Below are 17,744 nucleotides of genomic sequence, written 5' to 3'. Positions count from 1 at the left end.
CCGCTAGCCGTGCTTGACGATCAAGGTTTTCATCGCGGCAAGCTCGTACAGCGCCTCGAAACCCTTCTCGCGGCCGTGTCCCGATTTCTTCATGCCGCCGAACGGCAGCTCGATGCCGCCGCCGGCGCCGTAGCCATTGACGAACATCTGGCCGACCTTGACCTTGCGCGCGACGCGCATCGCTCGCGAGCCGTCGCCCGACCAGACGCCGGCGACCAGGCCGAAATCGGTGGCGTTGGCGAGCCTGACGGCGTCGGCCTCGTCGTCGAACGGCATCGCCGCCAGCACCGGACCGAACACCTCCTCGCGCGCCAGCTCGGAGTCGCGCGCGACGTGCTGATACAGCGCCGGCGCCACATAGAAGCCCTCGCTCGGCACGCCCTCGGCGATCCTGCCGGTCGCCACGCGCCTGGCGCCGCCGCTTTCGGCACGCGCCAGCATGTTTTCGATCCGCGTCTTCTGGACCGCGCTGATGACCGGACCAAGATCGAGATCCATCTCCGGCGTGCCGGCCGTGATCTTCTCGAAGCGGAGCGTGAGGTCGGCCAGGAAGCGGTCCCAGATCGAGCGCTCCACCAGCACGCGCGAGCCGGCCGAGCAGGTCTGGCCGGCGTTCTGCACGATCGCCGCGGCCACCGAGGTCAGCGCGGCATCGAGATCGGCGTCGGCGAACACGATCTGCGGCGACTTGCCGCCGAGTTCGAGCGTGCAGCCGATGTGGTTCCTCGCGGCCGCCGTCTGCACCAGCGTGCCGACCTCCGGGCTGCCGGTGAAGGAGATGAAATCGATGCCGTCATGCGCCGACAGCGCCGCACCCGCCTCCTCGCCAAGACCCGGCACGACATTGATCGCACCGGCCGGGAAGCCGGCTTCCGCCGCGAGCTCGGCAAGACGCAGCGGCACCAGACAGGCCTCCTCGGCCGGCTTGATCACGGTCGCGTTGCCCATCGCCAGCGCCGGCGCGACGGTGCGGCCGAACATCTGGCCCGGATAGTTCCAGGGAATGATGTGGCCGGTGACGCCGAGCGGCTCGTACACCGTGGTGACGAAGAAGCCGTCGAGGAACGGGATGGTGTCGCCATGCACCTTGTCGGCGGCGCCGCCGTAATATTCGAAATAGCGCGCGACGGCGACGACGTCCGCCTTGGCCTGCTTCATCGGCTTGCCGGTATCGGCCGCTTCGAGCTTCGCCAGCTCCTCGGCATTGTCCTCGACGAGGCGGCCGAGCTTCGACAACAGGCGCCCGCGGTCCACCGCGGCGAGCCGGCCCCACGGGCCTTCCAGCGCGCGGCGCGCCGCCGCCACGGCAAGATCGATGTCGGCCGCGTCACCGGCGGCAATCGAGGCGATCACCTGTCCGGTCGCCGGCGCCAGCATCGCAATGCTGCGGCCCGACTGCGCGGGCTGCCACTTGTTGTCGATGAAGACGCCCTTGGCGGCAGGCAGTTTGACATTGGCGTTCATGGCAGCTCTCCGGCTTCTCTTTGCAGCTCGTCCGCGGGTCATATCAGACCTCGGCACGGCGCATCCCCTCGCGGCCGCGCGACAGCCGGTCGGCAATGGAGGCGTGTCACCAGGGCCGGACTGACCGGCCCCTCTCTCCGTTTGCGCTGCAGCGGTCATGATGCCCGATGGATGCGTCCGACGTTTCTGTCAGACAATCCGGGAGCCGTCCAGAACGGGACGTGGGGCGCACGAGAACGTGCGGCGCGCGGCCCTGCGGGGCTCGCGCGCGATCGGCCGCGACATGATCGTCGCAAGGCTCGTCATCTGGCTGACCGCCCGGTCCGCCATGCGGTCGGGAACGCTCGTGGCCGGCGCGCGATTACGCGCCGGTTCTCGCCTTGCTCGCCGCGATCTGGTGCAGCGCCCATCTCGCATTCTTGCGCACGTCGGGATCGAGATCGTCGGCGACCAGCGCGAGGTACGGCTCGCCGTCGGGCGCGGCGATCTCGCCCAGCGCAGCCGCCGCCTCCTTGCGCAGATTGGCCTGCTCGTGGGTGATGCAATGGCCGATCGGCCGCACCGCATGCAGCACCTTCATGCGTCCGAGGCTGCGGATCGCCTTCAGGCGCACCTGCCAGAACTCATCCGCCAGGCAGGCGATCAACGGATCGGCGGCGACTGCACCATTGACGTTGAGCCCGAGCGTCTCGGCCGCCATCTCCCGCACCATCCAGTCGGAATCCTTGAGCGCGCGTGTGATGGTCTCCGCGGCGATCTTCATGTGCGAGAAGGCGAGCGCGCTGACCGCCGCGCGCCGGACATGCGCATCGGGATCACCGATCAGCGCCGTCAGCGCCGGAATCGACTCCTCGAGCTTGAGGAAGCCGATGACGCCGATCGCCTGCACGCGGACCGCCGCATCCGGATCCTGCAGCGCCTCCAGCGCCGGCTTGAGCGTATCCTTGCGCCGCAGCTCCTTCAGCGCGCGCAGCGCGCCCATCCGGACGAAGGCATGGGCATGCTTCACCAGCGTCAGGATGGCGTCGGCCGAAGCGGGATCCTTGAACTCGGCGAGACTGTCGGCGGCTGCCGATGCGACGATCCGCTCGGGATCGACGAGCAGTTGGACCAGCGCCTCCGCCGCCTCCGGTCCATCGAACTCGCCGAGCGCCATGGCGACCTGCTGGCGCACGCCGGCGTCGGGATCGGCCACCATCTTCGCCAGATGCGCGACCGCGGCGGGATCGCCGGAATGTCCCAACGCGATGATGGCGACCCGCCGCTCCGCCGGATCGGCGGCACCGAGCCGTTCGTCGGCGTCGTCGAGATCGTCGTAGGATTCGAACGGGCTCGACATGATCACCTCAACAGATAGGGAATGTTGACGGTGACGGCGCCGGTCGGGCAATCCGCCTCGCAGGGCATGCAGTACCAGCATTCGTCATAGGCCATGAACGCCTTGCCGGTCATGTCGCTGATCCTGAGCACGTCGAGCGGGCAGACGTCGACGCAGACCGTGCAGCCCTTGTCGGCGATGCATTTGGCGTCGTCAACGACGACCGGGACCGACGTCTGATAGGTTGCAAGAGGCATGTCTCGTTCTCCTTCTGATCGTCAGGCGCTGGCGCGGATGCGCTGCTTGTCGTAGAGGTCCTTCTCGTCGTCCGCGATCGGCACGACATAGGGCTGCACCGCCCGCTTCTCGCTGGTCATGCGGCCGTCCTGCTTGCTCAGCAGCGTGTGGCAGAACCAGTTCTCGTTGTCCTTCTCCGGAAAATCGGTGCGCCAGTGATAGAGTCCCCAGCGGCTCTCCTCGCGGAACAGCGAGGCATGGGCGGCCATGTCCGCGCAATCCATGATCGACTGCACCTCCAGTGCGCGCAGCAGTTCATGCGCGTTGCGCGCGATCATGCGCTCCTGCATGTCCTCGCGGACCTCGGCGAGCCGGCGCATCCCGAGCTCGTACTTCCGCGTCACCTTCGGCGGCTGCAGATAGTCGTTGACCAGGCGCCGCGTCTTGTACTCGATCTGGTTCGGCGGAATGCCGTCCTCGCGCTTCGTCGGCGCCAGCACGCGCTCGCGCTCCAGCGCGATCTCGGCGGCATCGATGTCGCCGAAATCATGATTGTCGGCGAACTCCATCGCATCAAGCCCGGCGAACGAACCGTTGGTGAATGCGCCCAGCATGTAGTTGTGCGGAACGCTGGCCATGTCGCCGGCCGCATAGAGCCCGGGGACGGTCGTGCGGGCATTGTCGTCGACGAACACGCCCGACGCGCTGTGGCCCGAGCAGAAGCCGATCTCGGAGATGTGCATCTCGATCGACTCCTTGCGGTAGTCGACGCCGCGGCCCTCCTGGAACAGTCCGCGCGTGGGGCGCTCGACCTTGTGCAGGGTGTGCTCGATCTCCTCGATGGTCTTGTCGTGCAGGTGCTTGAGCTGCAGGAAGACCGGCCCCTTGCCCGACAGCAGCTCGTTGTAGAACTCCAGCATCATCTGGCCGGACCAATAGTCGCATTCGATGAAGCGGCGATCCTCGTTGTTGGCGGTATAGGCGCCGAAGGGACCGGCGACATAGGCGCAGGCCGGACCGTTGTAGTCCTTGATCAGCGGATTGATCTGGAAGCATTCGAGATTGGCGAGCGCCGCGCCCGCGTGATAGGCCATCGCATAGCCGTCGCCGGAATTGGCGGCGTTCTCATAGGTGCCGAACATGTATCCAGAGGTCGGCAGGCCGAGCCGTCCCGCCGCGCCCATGCACAGGATTACGGCCTTGGCCTTGATCACCAGCATCTCGGCGGTGCGGGTGTTGACGCTGACGGCGCCGGCGATGCGGCCATCGCTCGACTTCAAGAGCCGCGTCGCCATGTAGCGGTTGGAGATCAGGATGCGTGCGCGGCGCAGTTGCCGATATAGCGCCTTCTTGACGGTCTCGCCGTTCGGCATCGGCAGCACGTAGGTGCCGATGTGGTGCACCTTCTTGACGGCGTAGTCGCCGTTCTCGTTCTTGAGGAAGCGGATGCCGAAGCTGTCGAGCTCTTCGATGATCCCGTGGCAGCTCTGGGCGTATTTGTAGACCGCCTTCTGATCGACGATGCCGTCATTGGCGATCGTGATCTCCTTGGTGTATTGCTCCGGCGTTGCATAGCCGGGGATGACGGCGTTGTTCAGGCCGTCCATGCCCATCGAGATCGCTCCGGAGCGCTTGACGTTCGCCTTCTCCAGCAGAACGACGTTCGCCTTGGGATTCTTCAACTTGGCCTTCAGGGCGGCCATCGGACCGGCGGTGCCGCCGCCGATCACCAGCACGTCGCAGGACACCTCCGAGAGGCCGTCGACGATCTCATCCATTGCCATTCTAAGCTCCTGCTTGGCCACACCGGTCCGGATCAGACTTGTTCAGCGGGGGCACCCGGCGATAGCAATTAGTTGTCGCCTGAGCGCATTTCTTCGCGCCGGCCAATCAGCGCTCGACGAACGCCTTCTCGACCACGAAATGGCCGGGCGTGCTGTGGTTGCCTTCGACGAAGCCGCGGCCCTCCAGCATGGCCTGGAGCTCGGCCAACATCGCCGGGCTGCCGCAGAGCATGACGCGGTCGGCTTCGACATCGAGGTCGGGCTCGTCGATGTCGGCGAACATCTGCCCCGATGCGATCAGGTCGGTGATGCGGCCGCGGTTGCGGAACGGCTCGCGGGTCACCGTGGGGTAATGAAGCAGCCGGTTACGGACCAGCGGTCCAAAGAATTCGTGGCCGCGCAGGCCATCGACGAGCTGCTCGCCATAGGCGAGCTCCGAGACCTGGCGGCAGCCATGGGCCAGCACGATGGTCTCGTAGGTCTCGTAGATGTCGGGATCCTTGACCAGGCTGGCGAACGGCGCCAGCCCGGTGCCGGTCGACAGCAGCAGCAGACGCCTGCCCGGAATCAGGTTGCCCGCGATCAGCGTTCCCGTCGCCTTGCGCCCCACCAGGATGCGATCGCCCTCTTTGATCTTCTGCAGCCGGGAGGTCAGCGGCCCGTCCGCCACCTTGATGCTGAAGAATTCCAGCTCCTCCTCGTGATTGGCGCTCGCCATGCTGTAGGCGCGCATCAGCGGCCGGCCGTCGACCTCGAGCCCGATCATCGCGAACTGGCCGTTCTGGAAGCGGAAGCCGGGATCCCGCGTGGCGGTGAAGCTGAACAGCGAATCGGTCCAGTGCCGGACCGACAACACCGTCTCGGTCTGAAAAGCGCTCATCGTCGTCTCCTGAGGCGCGGGGCGCGCCGTGTGGCGGTTGCTGACGACGATGTCGCGGAAACGGCGCGGTTCGGCAATTTCGAACGCGCCGCGGCGGTGGATTAGTTGCAAAGATTGTTCCGCGGGAAGGCGAGCGCGCGGCAACGAAGCACCTCGCGCTCCACATTCCGTCGAACAAGGCAATTAGTTGCTGGGGGCCCCGGTCCGTCTCCCCTAGCGTGACGACGCCGGCTTCGGCACAACCAGGAGGCGCCATGATTCCAGCCGATACCCTCAACAGCGAAGTCAGTCCCGACCTGGCGTCGTTACGGCTGCGGAATGCCGGCGGCGCTCCCGCGGAGCTGTCCGCCGAACGGCTGCGGCTGTCCTGCATGTGCGCGCATTGCAGGCGGGCCCGCCTCGACGGCCGCTTCCCGGCGCAGTTTCCCGGGATCGGCATCGTCGGGGTCGGAGATCTCGGTTACGGCTTGAACATCGCGTTTTCCGACGGCCACAATCGCGGCATCTATCCGAAATCATACCTTTGGGAACTCGTTGCCGCCTGAGGTGCGTCGCGCGGTGACGGATGGCACGAACATTGCTCCGCTTCTGATCAGTATGATCAATGCGGAGGCAAGACATGTTGCTGCAGGCAGCCAAATCAGCTGCGGACGCCGTGCCCTCTCCCATGACGTCAGCGCGCGCGGTGACCAGTTCGTCGCTCCTGCTCACCGAAAGCCAGCAATCCATCGGCGGCCCGCCGTCGCTGATCGAAAGGCTCAGCCTGCGCGAGCGTGAGCAGGTGCTCAAGCAGGGCCGCCGCAAGGTGCTGAACCGCGGCCAGACGCTGTTCAGCCAGGGCGCCAGGCACGACGGCATCTTCCTGGTCGAGAGCGGCCGCATCCGCGTGTTCTATACGTCGCCGCAGGGGCGCGAGATCACGCTGGCCTATTGGCATGTCGGCAATTTCGTCGGCGGTCCCGAGGTGTTCGACACCGGCGTGCATCAATGGTCCGGCATCGCCGCCAGCAATGCCAGCGTGATCCAGCTTCCCGGCAAGGAGCTGCGAACGCTGGTGGCGGAGATCCCCAATCTCGCGATCGGACTGATCGAAGGGTTGAGCTTCAAGGGAAAATGCTACTCCGCCCTGGCCCAAATGCTGGGGACGCGTTCGATCACCGAGCGGCTCGCTCATCTGCTGCTGCATCTCGTCGACCTCTATGGCGTGGATGATCCCGACGGCAAGGTCATTGCCGCGGCCTTCACCCATGCCGACATCGCCCACATGGTCGGGGCGACGCGGCAGTGGGTGACGATCAGCCTCAAGCGGATGCAGGAAAAGAATATCGTCCGCACCAGGCGTTCGCAGATCGTGGTCTGCCGGCCCGACGTCCTGGACGAGATGCGCGGCCAGGCCGCGGATTAGCCGGCCTGCTCATGCAAGCGGCTGTCATGAGCGAAATTGCCCAAGGAGTACGCAACCGGATTTTGACGGCAACTAATCCACCCGCTGCCGAACTCCGGATTTGCGCTCGTGGACGCGGCCTTCATCATGGCGCCATCAGCCATCCAACCGAACGGGGATGAGAATGGTCCGCTGCCGTCACGCGCTCTTGCTATCCGTCACCTGTCTGTCCCTGATCGCGGCGCAGCCCGTCGCAGCAGAGACAGTCACGATCGGCATAGGCACCCAGGACACCACGACCAACACGGTGACGGCCGGCACCATCGTGCGGCAGCTTCACCTGCTGGAGAAGTATCTGCCCAAGGACGGCAAATACGCCAACATCAAGTTCGAGATCGAGTGGCAGAACTTCACCTCCGGTCCGCCCGTCACCAACGGGATGATGGCGAACAAGCTGCAGTTCGGCATGATGGGCGACTACCCGCTGATCGTGAACGGCTTCACCTTCGAGAACAATCCCGAAAGCAAGAGCCGGCTGATCGCCGTCGCCGCCTACAGCCTCGCCGGCTCCGGCAACGGCATCGTCGTTCACAAGGACTCGCCCTACTACGAACTCTCCGACCTCAAGGGCAAGCTGGTCAGCGTGCCGTTCGGCTCGGCCGCACACGGCATGGTGCTGAAGGCGCTTCAGGACGGCGGCTATCCGGCGGATTTCTTCCAGCTGGTGAGCCAGACGCCGGAGGTCGGCTCGACCAACCTGCAGGAAAAGAAGATCGACGCGCACGCCGATTTCGTGCCGTTCGCGGAACTGCTGCCGTTCCGCGGCTTTGCGCGCAAGATCTTCGACGGCGTCCAGACCAACCTGCCGACATTCCATGGCGTCGTCGTCCGCACCGACTTTGCGGAGAAATATCCCGAGGTCGTCGTCGCCTATGTCAAGGCCGTGATCGCCGCCAACCAGTGGCTGCGCCAGGATCCGAAAGCGGCGGCCGAAAAGATCCAGGAATGGACCGGCATCAACAAGGAGGTCGTCTACATCTTCCTCGGCCCCGGCGGCAACATGACCACGGATCCGACGATCAAGCCGGCGCTGGTGGATGCCGCCGCAACCGACGTCAAGGTGTTGCAGAGCCTCGGCCGCATGAAAGAGTTCGATCCGAAGACATGGGTCGACGACAGCTACATCCGCAAGGCCTATACCGAGCTGAAGCTGGACTACGACAAGGATCTCGCCAGCACCGCGAACTACGAAATCTCCGGCGAGGACAAGTTCTGCAACAGGCCGATCACCGAGCCGCGCAAGGCCGGCGAGGTCTGGGTCGAGGGCGAGGGCATCATAGCCTTCAGCAGCGCGACCTGCACGCTCGGCGCCTATGCCGACTACAAGGCCAAGGGCAAGAAGATCAACGTCGCCTACGTCTTCGACACCGCGCGCGGCATCAAGCTGTTCGCCGACCAGGCGTTCTTCGCCGCGGCCAATGGCGAGATCGCGCCGTTCCTGCTGAAGAAGGATGCCGAGGCCTATGCCGCCAAGATCGGCGGCAAGGTGATGGGACTTGATGACGCCGTGAAGCTGGCGGTCGCGGGAGGCAAGACTTGAGCAGCCCCGCTTTGATGACATCCCCCGACCAGGCTGCGGCGACCGCCGCGCCTGGCACCGCGATCCCGCCGAGCCGTCCGGACGTCTCCGCCCGCGCGGCACGCTGGTTCCGGCTGAACCAGGACAGGCTGCAGTCGGTGCTGATCGGCACCGCGTCGCTGATCCTGTTCCTGATCGGCTGGCACCTGCTGACGACCTACCGCGTCGTCTTCTTCGTGAAGTTCACCAACGTGCCGGCGCCGCTGGCGGTCTATGCGAGCTTCACCAAGGCGATCCACGATCCGAAATTCCTGATGCACATCCTGCTCAGTTGCCGCCGGATCTTCATCGGCTTCTCGCTGGCCGCATTGGTCGGCGTGCCGCTCGGCCTGATCATGGGCCGGTTCAAGCTGGTGCACGAGATCGTCTTCCCGGTCGCCGAGGTGCTGCGTCCGATCCCGGCGATCGCCTGGGTGCCGATGGCGATCATGCTGTGGCCGACCAACGAGCAGAGCATCGTCTTCATCACCTTTCTCGGCTCGTTCTTTCCGATCCTGGTCAACACGCTGCACGGCATGACGCTGGTCGACCCCGTGCTGGTGCGGGCCGCCAAGTGCCTCGGCGCGCGGGAGACCGCGATCTTTCGCGAGGTCTATTTCCCGGCATCGCTGCCGCACATCTTCACCGGCCTCACCGTCGGCATGGGCGTCGCATGGGTGTCGCTGATCGCGGCCGAGATGATCTCGGGACAGTTCGGCATCGGCTATTTCACCTGGGAAGCCTATTCGCTGGTCCAGTATGCCGACATCGCGCTAGGGATGATCGCGATCGGCGTGCTCGGGCTCGGCTCGAGCCTCGTGATCCGCGCAGCCGGACAGTTGGTGATGCCCTGGAGGTCGCGATGAGCCAAGCCGCAGCGGATACGAGACAGGGCCATATCGAGGTCCGCAACTTCGCCCTGAGCTACGAGACCATCGACGGCGCCGTCGAGGCCGTCACCGACACCCAGATCCACGTCGAGCCCGGTGAGTTCGTCTCGATCGTCGGACCGTCGGGTTGCGGCAAGTCGACACTGCTCAACGCCGTCGCGGGTTTCCTCAAGCCCACCAGCGGCGGCGTCACGGTCGACGGCCATGCCGTGACGGGTCCGAGCGCCGAGCGCGGCATGGTGTTCCAGCAATATTCGCTGTTTCCCTGGAAGACGGTGCGCGAGAACGTCGAGTTCGGGCTGAAGATGCGCGGCATGCCGAAGTTCGAGCGCGCACGCGCGGCGCGCACTCTGCTCGGGCTCGCCGGCCTCGAGGCGTTCGAGAACCATTATCCCGAGCGCCTCTCCGGCGGCATGAAGCAGCGCGTCGGCATCGTGCGCGCGCTCGCCACCGGTCCCAAGGTGCTGCTGCTCGACGAGCCGTTCGGCGCGCTCGACGCGCAGACCCGCATCATCATGCAGCAGATCCTCACCAACATGTGGCAGCGGCTGAAGATCTCGGTGCTGTTCGTCACCCACGACATCGACGAGGCGATCTTCCTGTCCGACCGCGTCTACTGCATGACCGCGCGCCCGGGCTCGATCAAGGCCGAAATCCAGATCCCGCTCGAGCGCCCACGCCAGCAAGCGATGATGATGTCGTCGGAGTTCCTGGCGCTGCGGCGCGGGCTGATGTCGCTGATCCGCGAGGAAAGCCTGAAGGCGATGGGCGGCGAGATCACCGATCTCGGCATGCAGGGACTCAGCATCGAGCTGCAGGGTCAGTCGATCGCTGAAATCCTCTGAGGCGCTCGATCCGCGACGTCCGCTCCAGCTACGCCCGAAAGCGCCCGATGGTCGCATCCCGGCGAGCGCATCAGTGCTGGCGTCCCTGCCGGTCCTGACGCAGAATGCCGGAAAGCCAAACAAGGGCATCGCAGGGGGAGCGCCCGGATCCGTCGACATCGGGCGCGAGAGTTGCTCGCAGGCGCACATGAAGGCGTCCAGGCGAACGCGCACCGCGCCGTGCATCGCACGGCACGGACGACGTTCGAGATCCGGCCAGTGTCGTCGTCGGGCGCGGCTGCTCTCCAGGCGCAACTGAGAGGAAGCCAATGCAGGGCACCATCTATCCAAGCCTCAAGGATCGGGCCGTCCTCGTGACCGGCGGCGGCTCCGGCATCGGGGAAGCCATCGTGCGCAATTTCGTCGGCCAAGGCGCGCGTGTCGGATTCATCGACATCGATCTGGAGGCGTCGCAGCAGCTGCTGGCGAGCCTGCCCGCGGAGGCGAAGGTGCACTTCGCGCATGCCGACCTTCGCGACATCGGTGCGCTGAGGGCTGCGGTCGCCGGCGCCCGTGCGGCGCTGGGGCCGATCACCATTCTGGTGAACAACGCCGCGCGCGACGACCGCCACGCGATCGAGGACGTCACGCCGGACTATTGGGACGAGCGCATCGCCGTGAACCTCAAACATCAGTTCTTCGCGGCCCAGGCGGTCGCGCCGGACATGATCCAGGCCGGAGGCGGCGCGATCGTCAATCTCGGCTCGGTGAGCTGGGTGCTGGGCCAGGGCAACATGCCCTGCTACACCACGGCGAAGTCGGCGATCCAGGGACTGACCCGCGCCCTCGCCCGCGATCTCGGACCCAGCAACGTGCGGGTCAATTCCATTCTTCCGGGCTGGATCATGACCGAGCGGGCAGCAGAGACTCTGGCTGACGCCCGAGGGCGAGGCCGAGCTCATGCGCCGCCAATGCCTCAAGCGCAAGCTCGTGCCGGACGACATCGCCCGCGTGGTGCTGTTCTTCGCCGCCGACGACAGCGGCGCCTGCACCAACCAGAACTACATCGTCGACGGCGGCTGGGCCTGAGGCTCGACCATCATCACGAAGCCACGAGGTGCGGTCCGGTGCTGCCGCGTGCGACGATCTCGAAGCCGAGGTCGATCCGCCGCGTTCTCGGCCGCTTGCCGGTGGCGATCACCTGAAGCACCAGTTCGGACGCCACGCGCCCCATGTCGGCGCGCGGCGTCAGCACGGTCGACAGCGGCGGATTGGAGGCCGCCGCGAATTCCAGGTCGTTGAAGCCGATCAGCGAGATCCGGCGCGGGACCTCCAGCCCCGCCTGCTGGCAGGCGAATAGCGCACCAAGCGCGATGTTGTCATCGCAGCAGAAGATCGCATCGGGAGCTCCGCTCGCGAGCATCTCCTCGGTCAGCTTCCGCCCCAGCGAGATCGTCGCCTGCGCCGGCAGCCAGGCCACCAGCGACGTGCCGTCCAGCCCCGCTTCGGCCAGCGCCGCGCGATACCCCTCGAGCCGGGCGCGGGCCCGGTCGTCGCGCTGTCCCGAGAGATAGGCGATCCGCCGATGTCCCAGCTCGATCAGGAAGCGGGTCGCGGCGTAGCCGCCCTGGCGCTGCGAAAGTCCGACATTCAGATCGATCGGATCGTCGGTCAGCTCGAACGTCTGCACCACCGGAATCCGCGAACGTTCGAGAACGCGCCGCGCGGCCCGCGTCTGGTTCGCTCCGACCAGGATCAGCGCCTCGATGTTCTGGCCCAGCAAGGTCCTGATCGCGCCCTCTTCCTCCTCCGCCGAGTAGCGGCTGCTGACGACGACGGGGCGAAAGCCGAGCGGCAGCAGGGTGTCGTAGATCGCCTGCAGGTAGTCCGCGAAGATGCCGTTGGAGAGCGACGACACGACGATGCCGATCGAATGCGTGCGGGTCGAGGCGAGCCGGCTCGCCGCGAAGTTCGGCACATAGGCCAGCCTGTCGACCGCGGCATCGATCCGCTTGCGCAACTCCGGCGACACCATATCGGGCCGCCGCAGCGCCCGCGACACAGTGACAGCGCTGACATGGGCGATGCGCGCGACGTCCTCCAGCGTGGTGCGACGCTTCTGAGACATGATCCTTGCAACATTGATTCACGCGGATTTGTCCGAACCATATTCATGACATGCGACCGGCCGCTTGGCAAAAGCCGCGCGACGGTAATTGACAGCGCTGTCATTGATCAGTAACGCTTGGCGGGTCGAGATGACGAGCAATGCTCGCACAACCTCAGGAAACAAAGAGGCGTCTCGCACATGCGTCATTGATTTGGCGCCACAACAACAGGGGAGGTCACGAATGTCGTCCATGTCGATGAGGGCGCGATGCCTTGCCACTTGTGCATCGCTGGTGTTGGTCACGGCGTTTGCCGGCAAGGCGCTGGCGGAGCCGGAGATGGTCAAGGGACCGGCGACCGAGCCTGAATGCATGGTGCCGTGGACCACGGACACCAAGTTCTTCAAGTTTCCGGCCAAGAAGGGCCCGTACCGCATCGCACTGGCGAACGGCTACATCGCCAATACCTGGCGCATCCAGATGATCCAGACCGCGAAGGCCTATGCGGCGCAGCCGGAGGTCAAGGCCAAGCTGAAGGAATTCAAGGTCGTCTCGACCGGCGAGGACGTACCGGCCCAGATATCGGCAATCAACAACTTCATCGATTCCGGCTATGACGCCATCGTCGTCAACGCGCAGAACCCGACCGCGTTCGGGCCGGTGATCAAGCGCGCCAAGCAGGCCGGCGTGATCCTCGTCGCCTTCGACAACATCCTCGCGACGGAAGATGCGATCAACGTCAATGTCGACCAGAAGGGTCTCGGCGAACTCTGGGCGAAGTGGCTGGTCAAGAACGTGCCCGGCGGCGGCAAGGTGCTCGAGGTGCGCGGCGTCGCCGGCACCTCGGTCGACACCGATCGGCACAACGGCTTCCACTCCGTTCTCGATGCCTCCGGCAAGAAGTGGCAGGTCACCGAGGTCGTCGGCAAATGGGACGACGGCGTCGCCCAGAAGGCCACGGCGGATGCGATCGCGACCAATGGCCCGTTCGATGCGATTTCCGGCCAGGGCGGCGACACCGGCATCGTGCAGGCCATGCTCGACGCCAAGCACAAGATGGTGCCGTTCGGCGGCGAGACCGAAAACGGCTTCCGCAAGTTCTGCGCCGCCAAGGCGTCCGAAGGCCTGAAATGCTCTTCCGCCGGTACCGGACCTGCGCAGGTCGCGGTCGCGATCAAGGTCGCGCTCGCCGCGTTGGAAGGCAAGGTGGTGCCGCAATCGGTCAAGCTGCCGCTCGCCGTCGTCGAAGATCCGAACTTCAAGAAGGATCAGGACTACTTCCCGGCCCAGTCCGACAACTTCTTCGTCGGCAACTCCTTCCCGACCTGCGGCATCAACTTCACGGCGCAGGAGATCATGGGTCAGTCGAAGGAAAATCAATAGGCCGGTGTGATCGCTGGTCCGCGAGTTCTCTCGCGGCCAGCCCGTCCCTATTGACCAAACGACTGAGGGAGCAAGCATGATCGCGGCCGAGCCGCTGTTTCGCGCCGAAGGACTGTCCAAGCGCTACGGCGGCGTGATCGCTCTCGACGGTGCGGACCTGGAGGTCCATCCCGGCCGCATCCACGCCATTCTCGGCGAGAACGGCGCCGGCAAGTCGACGCTGATCAAGCTGATGGTCGGCGTGGTCGCGCCGGACGAAGGCCGGATGACGCTTGAAGGACGCGCGGTCGCCTTCAGCGGTCCCTCCGCCGCGAACGATGCCGGCGTCGTCTGCATCTTCCAGGAGCTGTCGCTGATCCCCGACCTGTCGGTCGCCGACAACATCATGATCTCGCATCCGCCGACGCGGTTCGGCATGATCGACCGGCGCGCCCAGCGCCGACTTGCCGAGGAGGCGCTGCACCGCGCCGGCGCCAGCGACATTCATCCGCGCGCGCTGGTGAAGGACCTGCCGCTGTCGCGCCGCCAGATGGTCGAGATCGCGAAAGCGCTGTCGCGGCAGCCGAAGATCCTGATCCTCGACGAGGCAACCTCGGCGCTGACCGCTTCCGACGTGACCAAGGTGTTCAAGGTGCTGAAGCGCCTGCGCAGCGAGGGGCTGGCGCTGCTCTACATCTCCCATCGCATGCACGAGATCGCGGAGCTCGCCGACGATTGCAGCGTGTTCCGCAACGGCCGCCGCATCTCGACCTTCCCGGCCGGCACCAAGACGGATGCCGAAGTGATCGAGCTGATGATCGGCCGCGAGTACAAGCATGCCTTCCCGGAAAAGCCGCCGCGCAAGACCGATGGGCGGCCGCCCGCGCTGCAATGCAGGAGCATCAGTTGGGGCGACCGGCTGAAGGACATCTCGTTCTCGCTGCAGGCCGGCGAGATCATCGGTCTCGGCGGGCTCGACGGCCAGGGCCAGCGCGAGCTGCTGCTGGCGCTGTTCGGCGTGCTGCGCGACTGTCGCGGCGACATTCTGATCGACGGCAACAAGGTGACGATCGACAGCCCCGTCACCGCCAAGTCGGAGCGCATCGGCCTCGCGCTCATTCCGGAGGACCGCAAGACCGAAGGACTGATGCTGCCGATGTCGGTGCGCGACAATCTCTCGGCCGCCGCCTTCGACCGGTTCGCGACATTCGGCATCATCGACCGGCAGCGGCAATCGATGCTGATCGAGGAGATGATCCGCCTGATCGAGATCAAGACCGCCTCCCCCGATCTCGCCGTCAGCGCGCTCTCCGGCGGCAACCAGCAGAAGGTCGTGATCGCGAAATGGCTGATGAACAAGCCGCGCATCATCCTGCTCAATGATCCGACGCGCGGCATCGATGTCGGCACCAAGCAGGAGATCTACCGGCTGCTGCGCCGACTTGCCGACGAGGGCGCCGCGATCCTGCTCTATTCGACCGACTATGACGAGCTGATCGGCTGCTGCGACCGCGTGCTGGTGATGTACGATGGCGCGATCAGGCGCGAGCTCACGGGCGCCGAGATTACCGAGCGCGCGCTGGTCGGCAGTGCGCTCAATGTCGACGAAGGCGAGCGAGCGGAAGCGAGTCTGGCATGACCGAGTGGCGGTACTGGCTCTCCGAACAGCGCGGCACCCTGCTCGCGATCGGGATCTTCGTCGCGATGTTCCTGCTCTATGCGACCAATCATCCGGCCGGCTTCAGCGCCAACATGGTGCAGACCGCGGCCAACAAGGCGACGCTGCTGGCCTTTGTCGCGATGGCGCAGGCGATCGTGGTGATCACCGCCGGCATCGATCTGTCCGTCGGCATGATCCTGACCCTGACCAACTGCCTTGCATCCTGGATCGTGGTCGGCACCGCCACCGAGACCGCGCTCGGCGTGGCCGGCGTGCTCGGCACCGGCATCGTCTGCGGCATGATCAACGGCGCGATCGTGATCTTCGGGCGCCTGCAGCCGATCGTGACGACGATCGCCACCGGGGCGATGTACTACGGCATCGCGCTGTTCCTGCGGCCCAATCCCGGCGGATCCGTCAACGAGACGCTGGCGGATGCCTTGACGGGAAGATTGTTCGGCGTGCTGCCCACGAGCCTCGTGGCACTGGCTGCGGCGGCGCTGCTGATCTGGGTACCCTATAGCCGCTCGGTCATCGGCCGCGCCGCGTTCGCGACCGGCTCCTCCGAGGTCGCAGCCTACATGTCCGGCGCGCCGATCCGCGCGGCCAAGTTTGTCGCCTACACCTTGGCTGGCCTATTGTCGGCGATCGGCGGCCTGTTCCTGACGTTCTTCTCCTACACGGGCGAAGCCGCCTATGCGAGTGGCAATGCCTACACGCTGTTCTCGATCGCGGCCGTGGTGCTCGGCGGCGTATCGCTGATGGGCGGACGCGGCAGCGCGATCGGGGCGATCTTCGGCGCGCTCGCGTTCCGCACCATCGGCGATCTGCTGTTCGTGTTCGATTTCGATCCGCTGTGGCAGCCGCTGTTCCAGGGTCTCGTGCTGATGCTCGCGGTCTCGATCGGCGCGTTCGGTCTGGTGCGGGTGCGCAATCGGCTGGAGTGGTTCGGATGAGCGACGCAACGGCACCACGACCGGCTCATCGCGGGATCGCCATGCTGCGTCGGATCGATCCGGCGGTGGCGGCCTCGTTCGGCTGCATCCTGCTGCTGCTGCTGGTGGGCAGCCTCTATTCGCGCAGCTTCCTGTCGCCGGATTATCTGCTGCAGCAGTTGAAGGTCGCGAGCTTCCTGGGCGTGATCGCCACCGGCATGATGCTGGTGATCCTGCTCGGCCAGATCGATCTCTCGGTGCCCTGGGTTGTCACGACGGGCGCGATGATGGCCTGCGCGGCGGCCGCCCATGGCACGACCGGCGCCATCATCGCGATTCCCTGCGGCATTCTCTGCGGAGCCGCCATCGGTCTCCTGAACGGCATCGGCGTCGCCTATCTGCGCATTCCCTCGATGATCATCACCCTGGCGACCAACGCGGTCGCGCAAGGGCTGATGGTCGCCTACACCGGAGGCTTCGCGCCGCAGGATTCCGCCTCCAAGGCGATGCGCTATCTCGCCACCGGCAATATCGTGCCCGGCCTTCCCAACGCGGTGCTGGTGTGGGCGATCATCGGCGGCGCCGCGATCTGGCTGCTGTCGCGGACCACGTTTGGCCGCGCCATCTATGCCATCGGCAATCGCGAGCGCGCGGCCTATCTCTCAGGGATCGATACACGCCGCATCACCATGCTGGCGTTCGCGCTGTCCGGCGCCCTCTCCGCCTGCGGCGGCGTTCTGCTCGCGGGCTACGCCTCGAAGGCGGCGCAGTCGATGGGCGACGCTTATCTGCTGCCCTCGATCGCGGCCGTCGTGCTCGGCGGCACGCACATCCTCGGCGGCCGCGGCAGCTATCTCGGCACCGTCGCCGGCGTCGTGCTGATCACCCTGCTGCAATCCATTCTGTCGGTGATGCAGATCAGCGAGGCCGGTCGCCAACTGATCTACGGCGCGGTGATCATCCTGATGCTCCTGATCTACGGCCGCCAGAAGCTGTGATGCATGCGACGTCGCGACGGACTTTGCTGACGGCGACCACCTCTCGCGCAAGCCCGCGAGCGATCGGCCGCTGACCCCACAGCACCACCACAAGTAGCTCGCCCGCAACGACTGGCGAAGCCCTTCAAACCAAAGCTGCCTCGGATTCGCTCTCGGTCTCTTCTCACCGATTCACCCGCTTTCTATGGGCGCAAAGGCGGCCTCATCGCCGAATGTGCTTTCCTGTCCGGCACAACCGAAACAGGGTTCCAGGCTACGCTTGATTAAGCATCGTTGCACGGT

16 protein-coding genes and 1 pseudogene are annotated in these 17,744 nt (G+C 65.7%); 10 read left to right on the top strand and 7 right to left on the bottom strand.

The genetic code is table 11. The annotated features are described in order from the left end of the window. Positions 1-3: 3 nt before the first annotated feature. From QW861_RS05860 to QW861_RS05840, 5 genes are all read right to left on the bottom strand, one after another. Positions 4-1,464 carry an aldehyde dehydrogenase family protein gene (locus QW861_RS05860; RefSeq protein WP_316184072.1) on the bottom strand — a complete coding sequence of 487 codons (1,461 nt, stop codon included), beginning with the start codon at positions 1,462-1,464 and terminating at the stop codon, positions 4-6. A gap of 361 nt (positions 1,465-1,825) precedes the next feature. Continuing rightward, positions 1,826-2,803, bottom strand: a complete 978-nt coding sequence (locus QW861_RS05855; RefSeq protein ID WP_316192814.1) for a HEAT repeat domain-containing protein — start codon at positions 2,801-2,803, stop codon at positions 1,826-1,828. Positions 2,804-2,805: 2 nt separating this feature from the next. Next, positions 2,806-3,039 (bottom strand): ferredoxin family protein, encoded by a 234-nt coding sequence (locus QW861_RS05850; RefSeq protein ID WP_006609939.1) that lies wholly within the window; start codon positions 3,037-3,039, stop codon positions 2,806-2,808. 21 nt (positions 3,040-3,060) lie between these two features. Continuing rightward, on the bottom strand, positions 3,061-4,803 hold the full coding sequence (locus tag QW861_RS05845; RefSeq protein ID WP_316192813.1) for a fumarate reductase/succinate dehydrogenase flavoprotein subunit: 1,743 nt from the start codon (positions 4,801-4,803) through the stop codon (positions 3,061-3,063). A 106-nt stretch (positions 4,804-4,909) separates the two neighbouring features. Continuing rightward, positions 4,910-5,683, bottom strand: a complete 774-nt coding sequence (locus QW861_RS05840) for a ferredoxin--NADP reductase (protein ID WP_316192812.1) — start codon at positions 5,681-5,683, stop codon at positions 4,910-4,912. Between the two features lie 254 nt (positions 5,684-5,937). On the opposite strand from QW861_RS05840, the gene QW861_RS05835 reads away from it, so the two are divergent. The 6 genes and pseudogenes from QW861_RS05835 (at position 5,938) to QW861_RS05810 (ending at position 11,488) form a co-directional block, all read left to right on the top strand. Then, positions 5,938-6,228: a gamma-butyrobetaine hydroxylase-like domain-containing protein gene (locus tag QW861_RS05835; RefSeq protein WP_315713523.1), complete on the top strand. Its 291-nt coding sequence runs from the start codon at positions 5,938-5,940 to the stop codon at positions 6,226-6,228. 74 nt (positions 6,229-6,302) lie between these two features. Beyond that, positions 6,303-7,088 (top strand): Crp/Fnr family transcriptional regulator, encoded by a 786-nt coding sequence (locus QW861_RS05830; protein WP_315752353.1) that lies wholly within the window; start codon positions 6,303-6,305, stop codon positions 7,086-7,088. Between the two features lie 163 nt (positions 7,089-7,251). Then, a complete protein-coding gene (locus QW861_RS05825) occupies positions 7,252-8,667 on the top strand; it encodes an ABC transporter substrate-binding protein (protein ID WP_315752352.1) in 1,416 nt (471 codons plus the stop codon). Further along, entirely contained in the window at positions 8,664-9,551 is an 888-nt protein-coding gene (locus tag QW861_RS05820; protein ID WP_315752351.1) for an ABC transporter permease, read from the top strand. Before QW861_RS05825 ends, QW861_RS05820 begins: the two co-directional genes overlap by 4 nt. Beyond that, positions 9,548-10,420, top strand: coding sequence for an ABC transporter ATP-binding protein (locus QW861_RS05815; protein WP_315752350.1), 873 nt, complete (start codon positions 9,548-9,550; stop codon positions 10,418-10,420). The genes QW861_RS05820 and QW861_RS05815 overlap by 4 nt, the downstream gene beginning before the upstream one ends. Before the next feature lie 308 nt (positions 10,421-10,728). Continuing rightward, positions 10,729-11,488 (top strand): annotated as a pseudogene (locus QW861_RS05810) (SDR family NAD(P)-dependent oxidoreductase). Between the two features lie 13 nt (positions 11,489-11,501). On the opposite strand, the gene QW861_RS05805 reads toward QW861_RS05810, so the two are convergent. After that, entirely contained in the window at positions 11,502-12,527 is a 1,026-nt protein-coding gene (locus tag QW861_RS05805) for a LacI family DNA-binding transcriptional regulator (protein ID WP_316192811.1), read from the bottom strand. A gap of 18 nt (positions 12,528-12,545) precedes the next feature. Further along, positions 12,546-12,812: a hypothetical protein gene (locus tag QW861_RS05800; RefSeq protein WP_316192951.1), complete on the bottom strand. Its 267-nt coding sequence runs from the start codon at positions 12,810-12,812 to the stop codon at positions 12,546-12,548. On the opposite strand from QW861_RS05800, the gene QW861_RS05795 reads away from it, so the two are divergent. The 4 genes from QW861_RS05795 (at position 12,751) to QW861_RS05780 (ending at position 17,462) form a co-directional block, all read left to right on the top strand. Next, a complete protein-coding gene (locus QW861_RS05795) occupies positions 12,751-13,890 on the top strand; it encodes a sugar ABC transporter substrate-binding protein (RefSeq protein ID WP_316192810.1) in 1,140 nt (379 codons plus the stop codon). The genes QW861_RS05800 and QW861_RS05795 overlap by 62 nt on opposite strands. Positions 13,891-13,966: 76 nt before the next feature. Beyond that, positions 13,967-15,508: a sugar ABC transporter ATP-binding protein gene (locus tag QW861_RS05790; protein ID WP_316192809.1), complete on the top strand. Its 1,542-nt coding sequence runs from the start codon at positions 13,967-13,969 to the stop codon at positions 15,506-15,508. Next, positions 15,505-16,485, top strand: coding sequence for an ABC transporter permease (locus QW861_RS05785; RefSeq protein ID WP_315713531.1), 981 nt, complete (start codon positions 15,505-15,507; stop codon positions 16,483-16,485). Before QW861_RS05790 ends, QW861_RS05785 begins: the two co-directional genes overlap by 4 nt. After that, positions 16,482-17,462 (top strand): ABC transporter permease, encoded by a 981-nt coding sequence (locus QW861_RS05780; RefSeq protein WP_316192808.1) that lies wholly within the window; start codon positions 16,482-16,484, stop codon positions 17,460-17,462. The genes QW861_RS05785 and QW861_RS05780 overlap by 4 nt, the downstream gene beginning before the upstream one ends. Positions 17,463-17,744 lie beyond the last annotated feature (282 nt).

The sequence above is a fragment of the Bradyrhizobium sp. SZCCHNRI1029 genome (assembly GCF_032487555.1).
Classification (GTDB): Bacteria; Pseudomonadota; Alphaproteobacteria; order Rhizobiales; family Xanthobacteraceae; genus Bradyrhizobium.
The sequence above is the reverse complement of the archived record's forward strand: the minus strand, read 5'-3'. Positions and strand labels throughout refer to the sequence as shown.

Excerpts from the sequence above, each read along its gene's own strand:
- QW861_RS05830 (WP_315752353.1), top strand. The coding sequence starts at position 6,303 with ATGTTGCTGCAGGCAGCCAAATCAGCTGCGGACGCCGTGCCCTCTCCC.
- QW861_RS05825 (WP_315752352.1), top strand. The coding sequence starts at position 7,252 with ATGGTCCGCTGCCGTCACGCGCTCTTGCTATCCGTCACCTGTCTGTCC.
- QW861_RS05805 (WP_316192811.1), bottom strand. The coding sequence starts at position 12,527 with ATGTCTCAGAAGCGTCGCACCACGCTGGAGGACGTCGCGCGCATCGCC.
- QW861_RS05795 (WP_316192810.1), top strand. The coding sequence starts at position 12,751 with ATGTCGTCCATGTCGATGAGGGCGCGATGCCTTGCCACTTGTGCATCG.
- QW861_RS05860 (WP_316184072.1), bottom strand. The coding sequence starts at position 1,464 with ATGAACGCCAATGTCAAACTGCCTGCCGCCAAGGGCGTCTTCATCGAC.
- QW861_RS05850 (WP_006609939.1), bottom strand. The coding sequence starts at position 3,039 with ATGCCTCTTGCAACCTATCAGACGTCGGTCCCGGTCGTCGTTGACGAC.
- QW861_RS05815 (WP_315752350.1), top strand. The coding sequence starts at position 9,548 with ATGAGCCAAGCCGCAGCGGATACGAGACAGGGCCATATCGAGGTCCGC.
- QW861_RS05840 (WP_316192812.1), bottom strand. The coding sequence starts at position 5,683 with ATGAGCGCTTTTCAGACCGAGACGGTGTTGTCGGTCCGGCACTGGACC.
- QW861_RS05835 (WP_315713523.1), top strand. The coding sequence starts at position 5,938 with ATGATTCCAGCCGATACCCTCAACAGCGAAGTCAGTCCCGACCTGGCG.
- QW861_RS05780 (WP_316192808.1), top strand. The coding sequence starts at position 16,482 with ATGAGCGACGCAACGGCACCACGACCGGCTCATCGCGGGATCGCCATG.
- QW861_RS05855 (WP_316192814.1), bottom strand. The coding sequence starts at position 2,803 with ATGTCGAGCCCGTTCGAATCCTACGACGATCTCGACGACGCCGACGAA.
- QW861_RS05845 (WP_316192813.1), bottom strand. The coding sequence starts at position 4,803 with ATGGCAATGGATGAGATCGTCGACGGCCTCTCGGAGGTGTCCTGCGAC.
- QW861_RS05785 (WP_315713531.1), top strand. The coding sequence starts at position 15,505 with ATGACCGAGTGGCGGTACTGGCTCTCCGAACAGCGCGGCACCCTGCTC.
- QW861_RS05790 (WP_316192809.1), top strand. The coding sequence starts at position 13,967 with ATGATCGCGGCCGAGCCGCTGTTTCGCGCCGAAGGACTGTCCAAGCGC.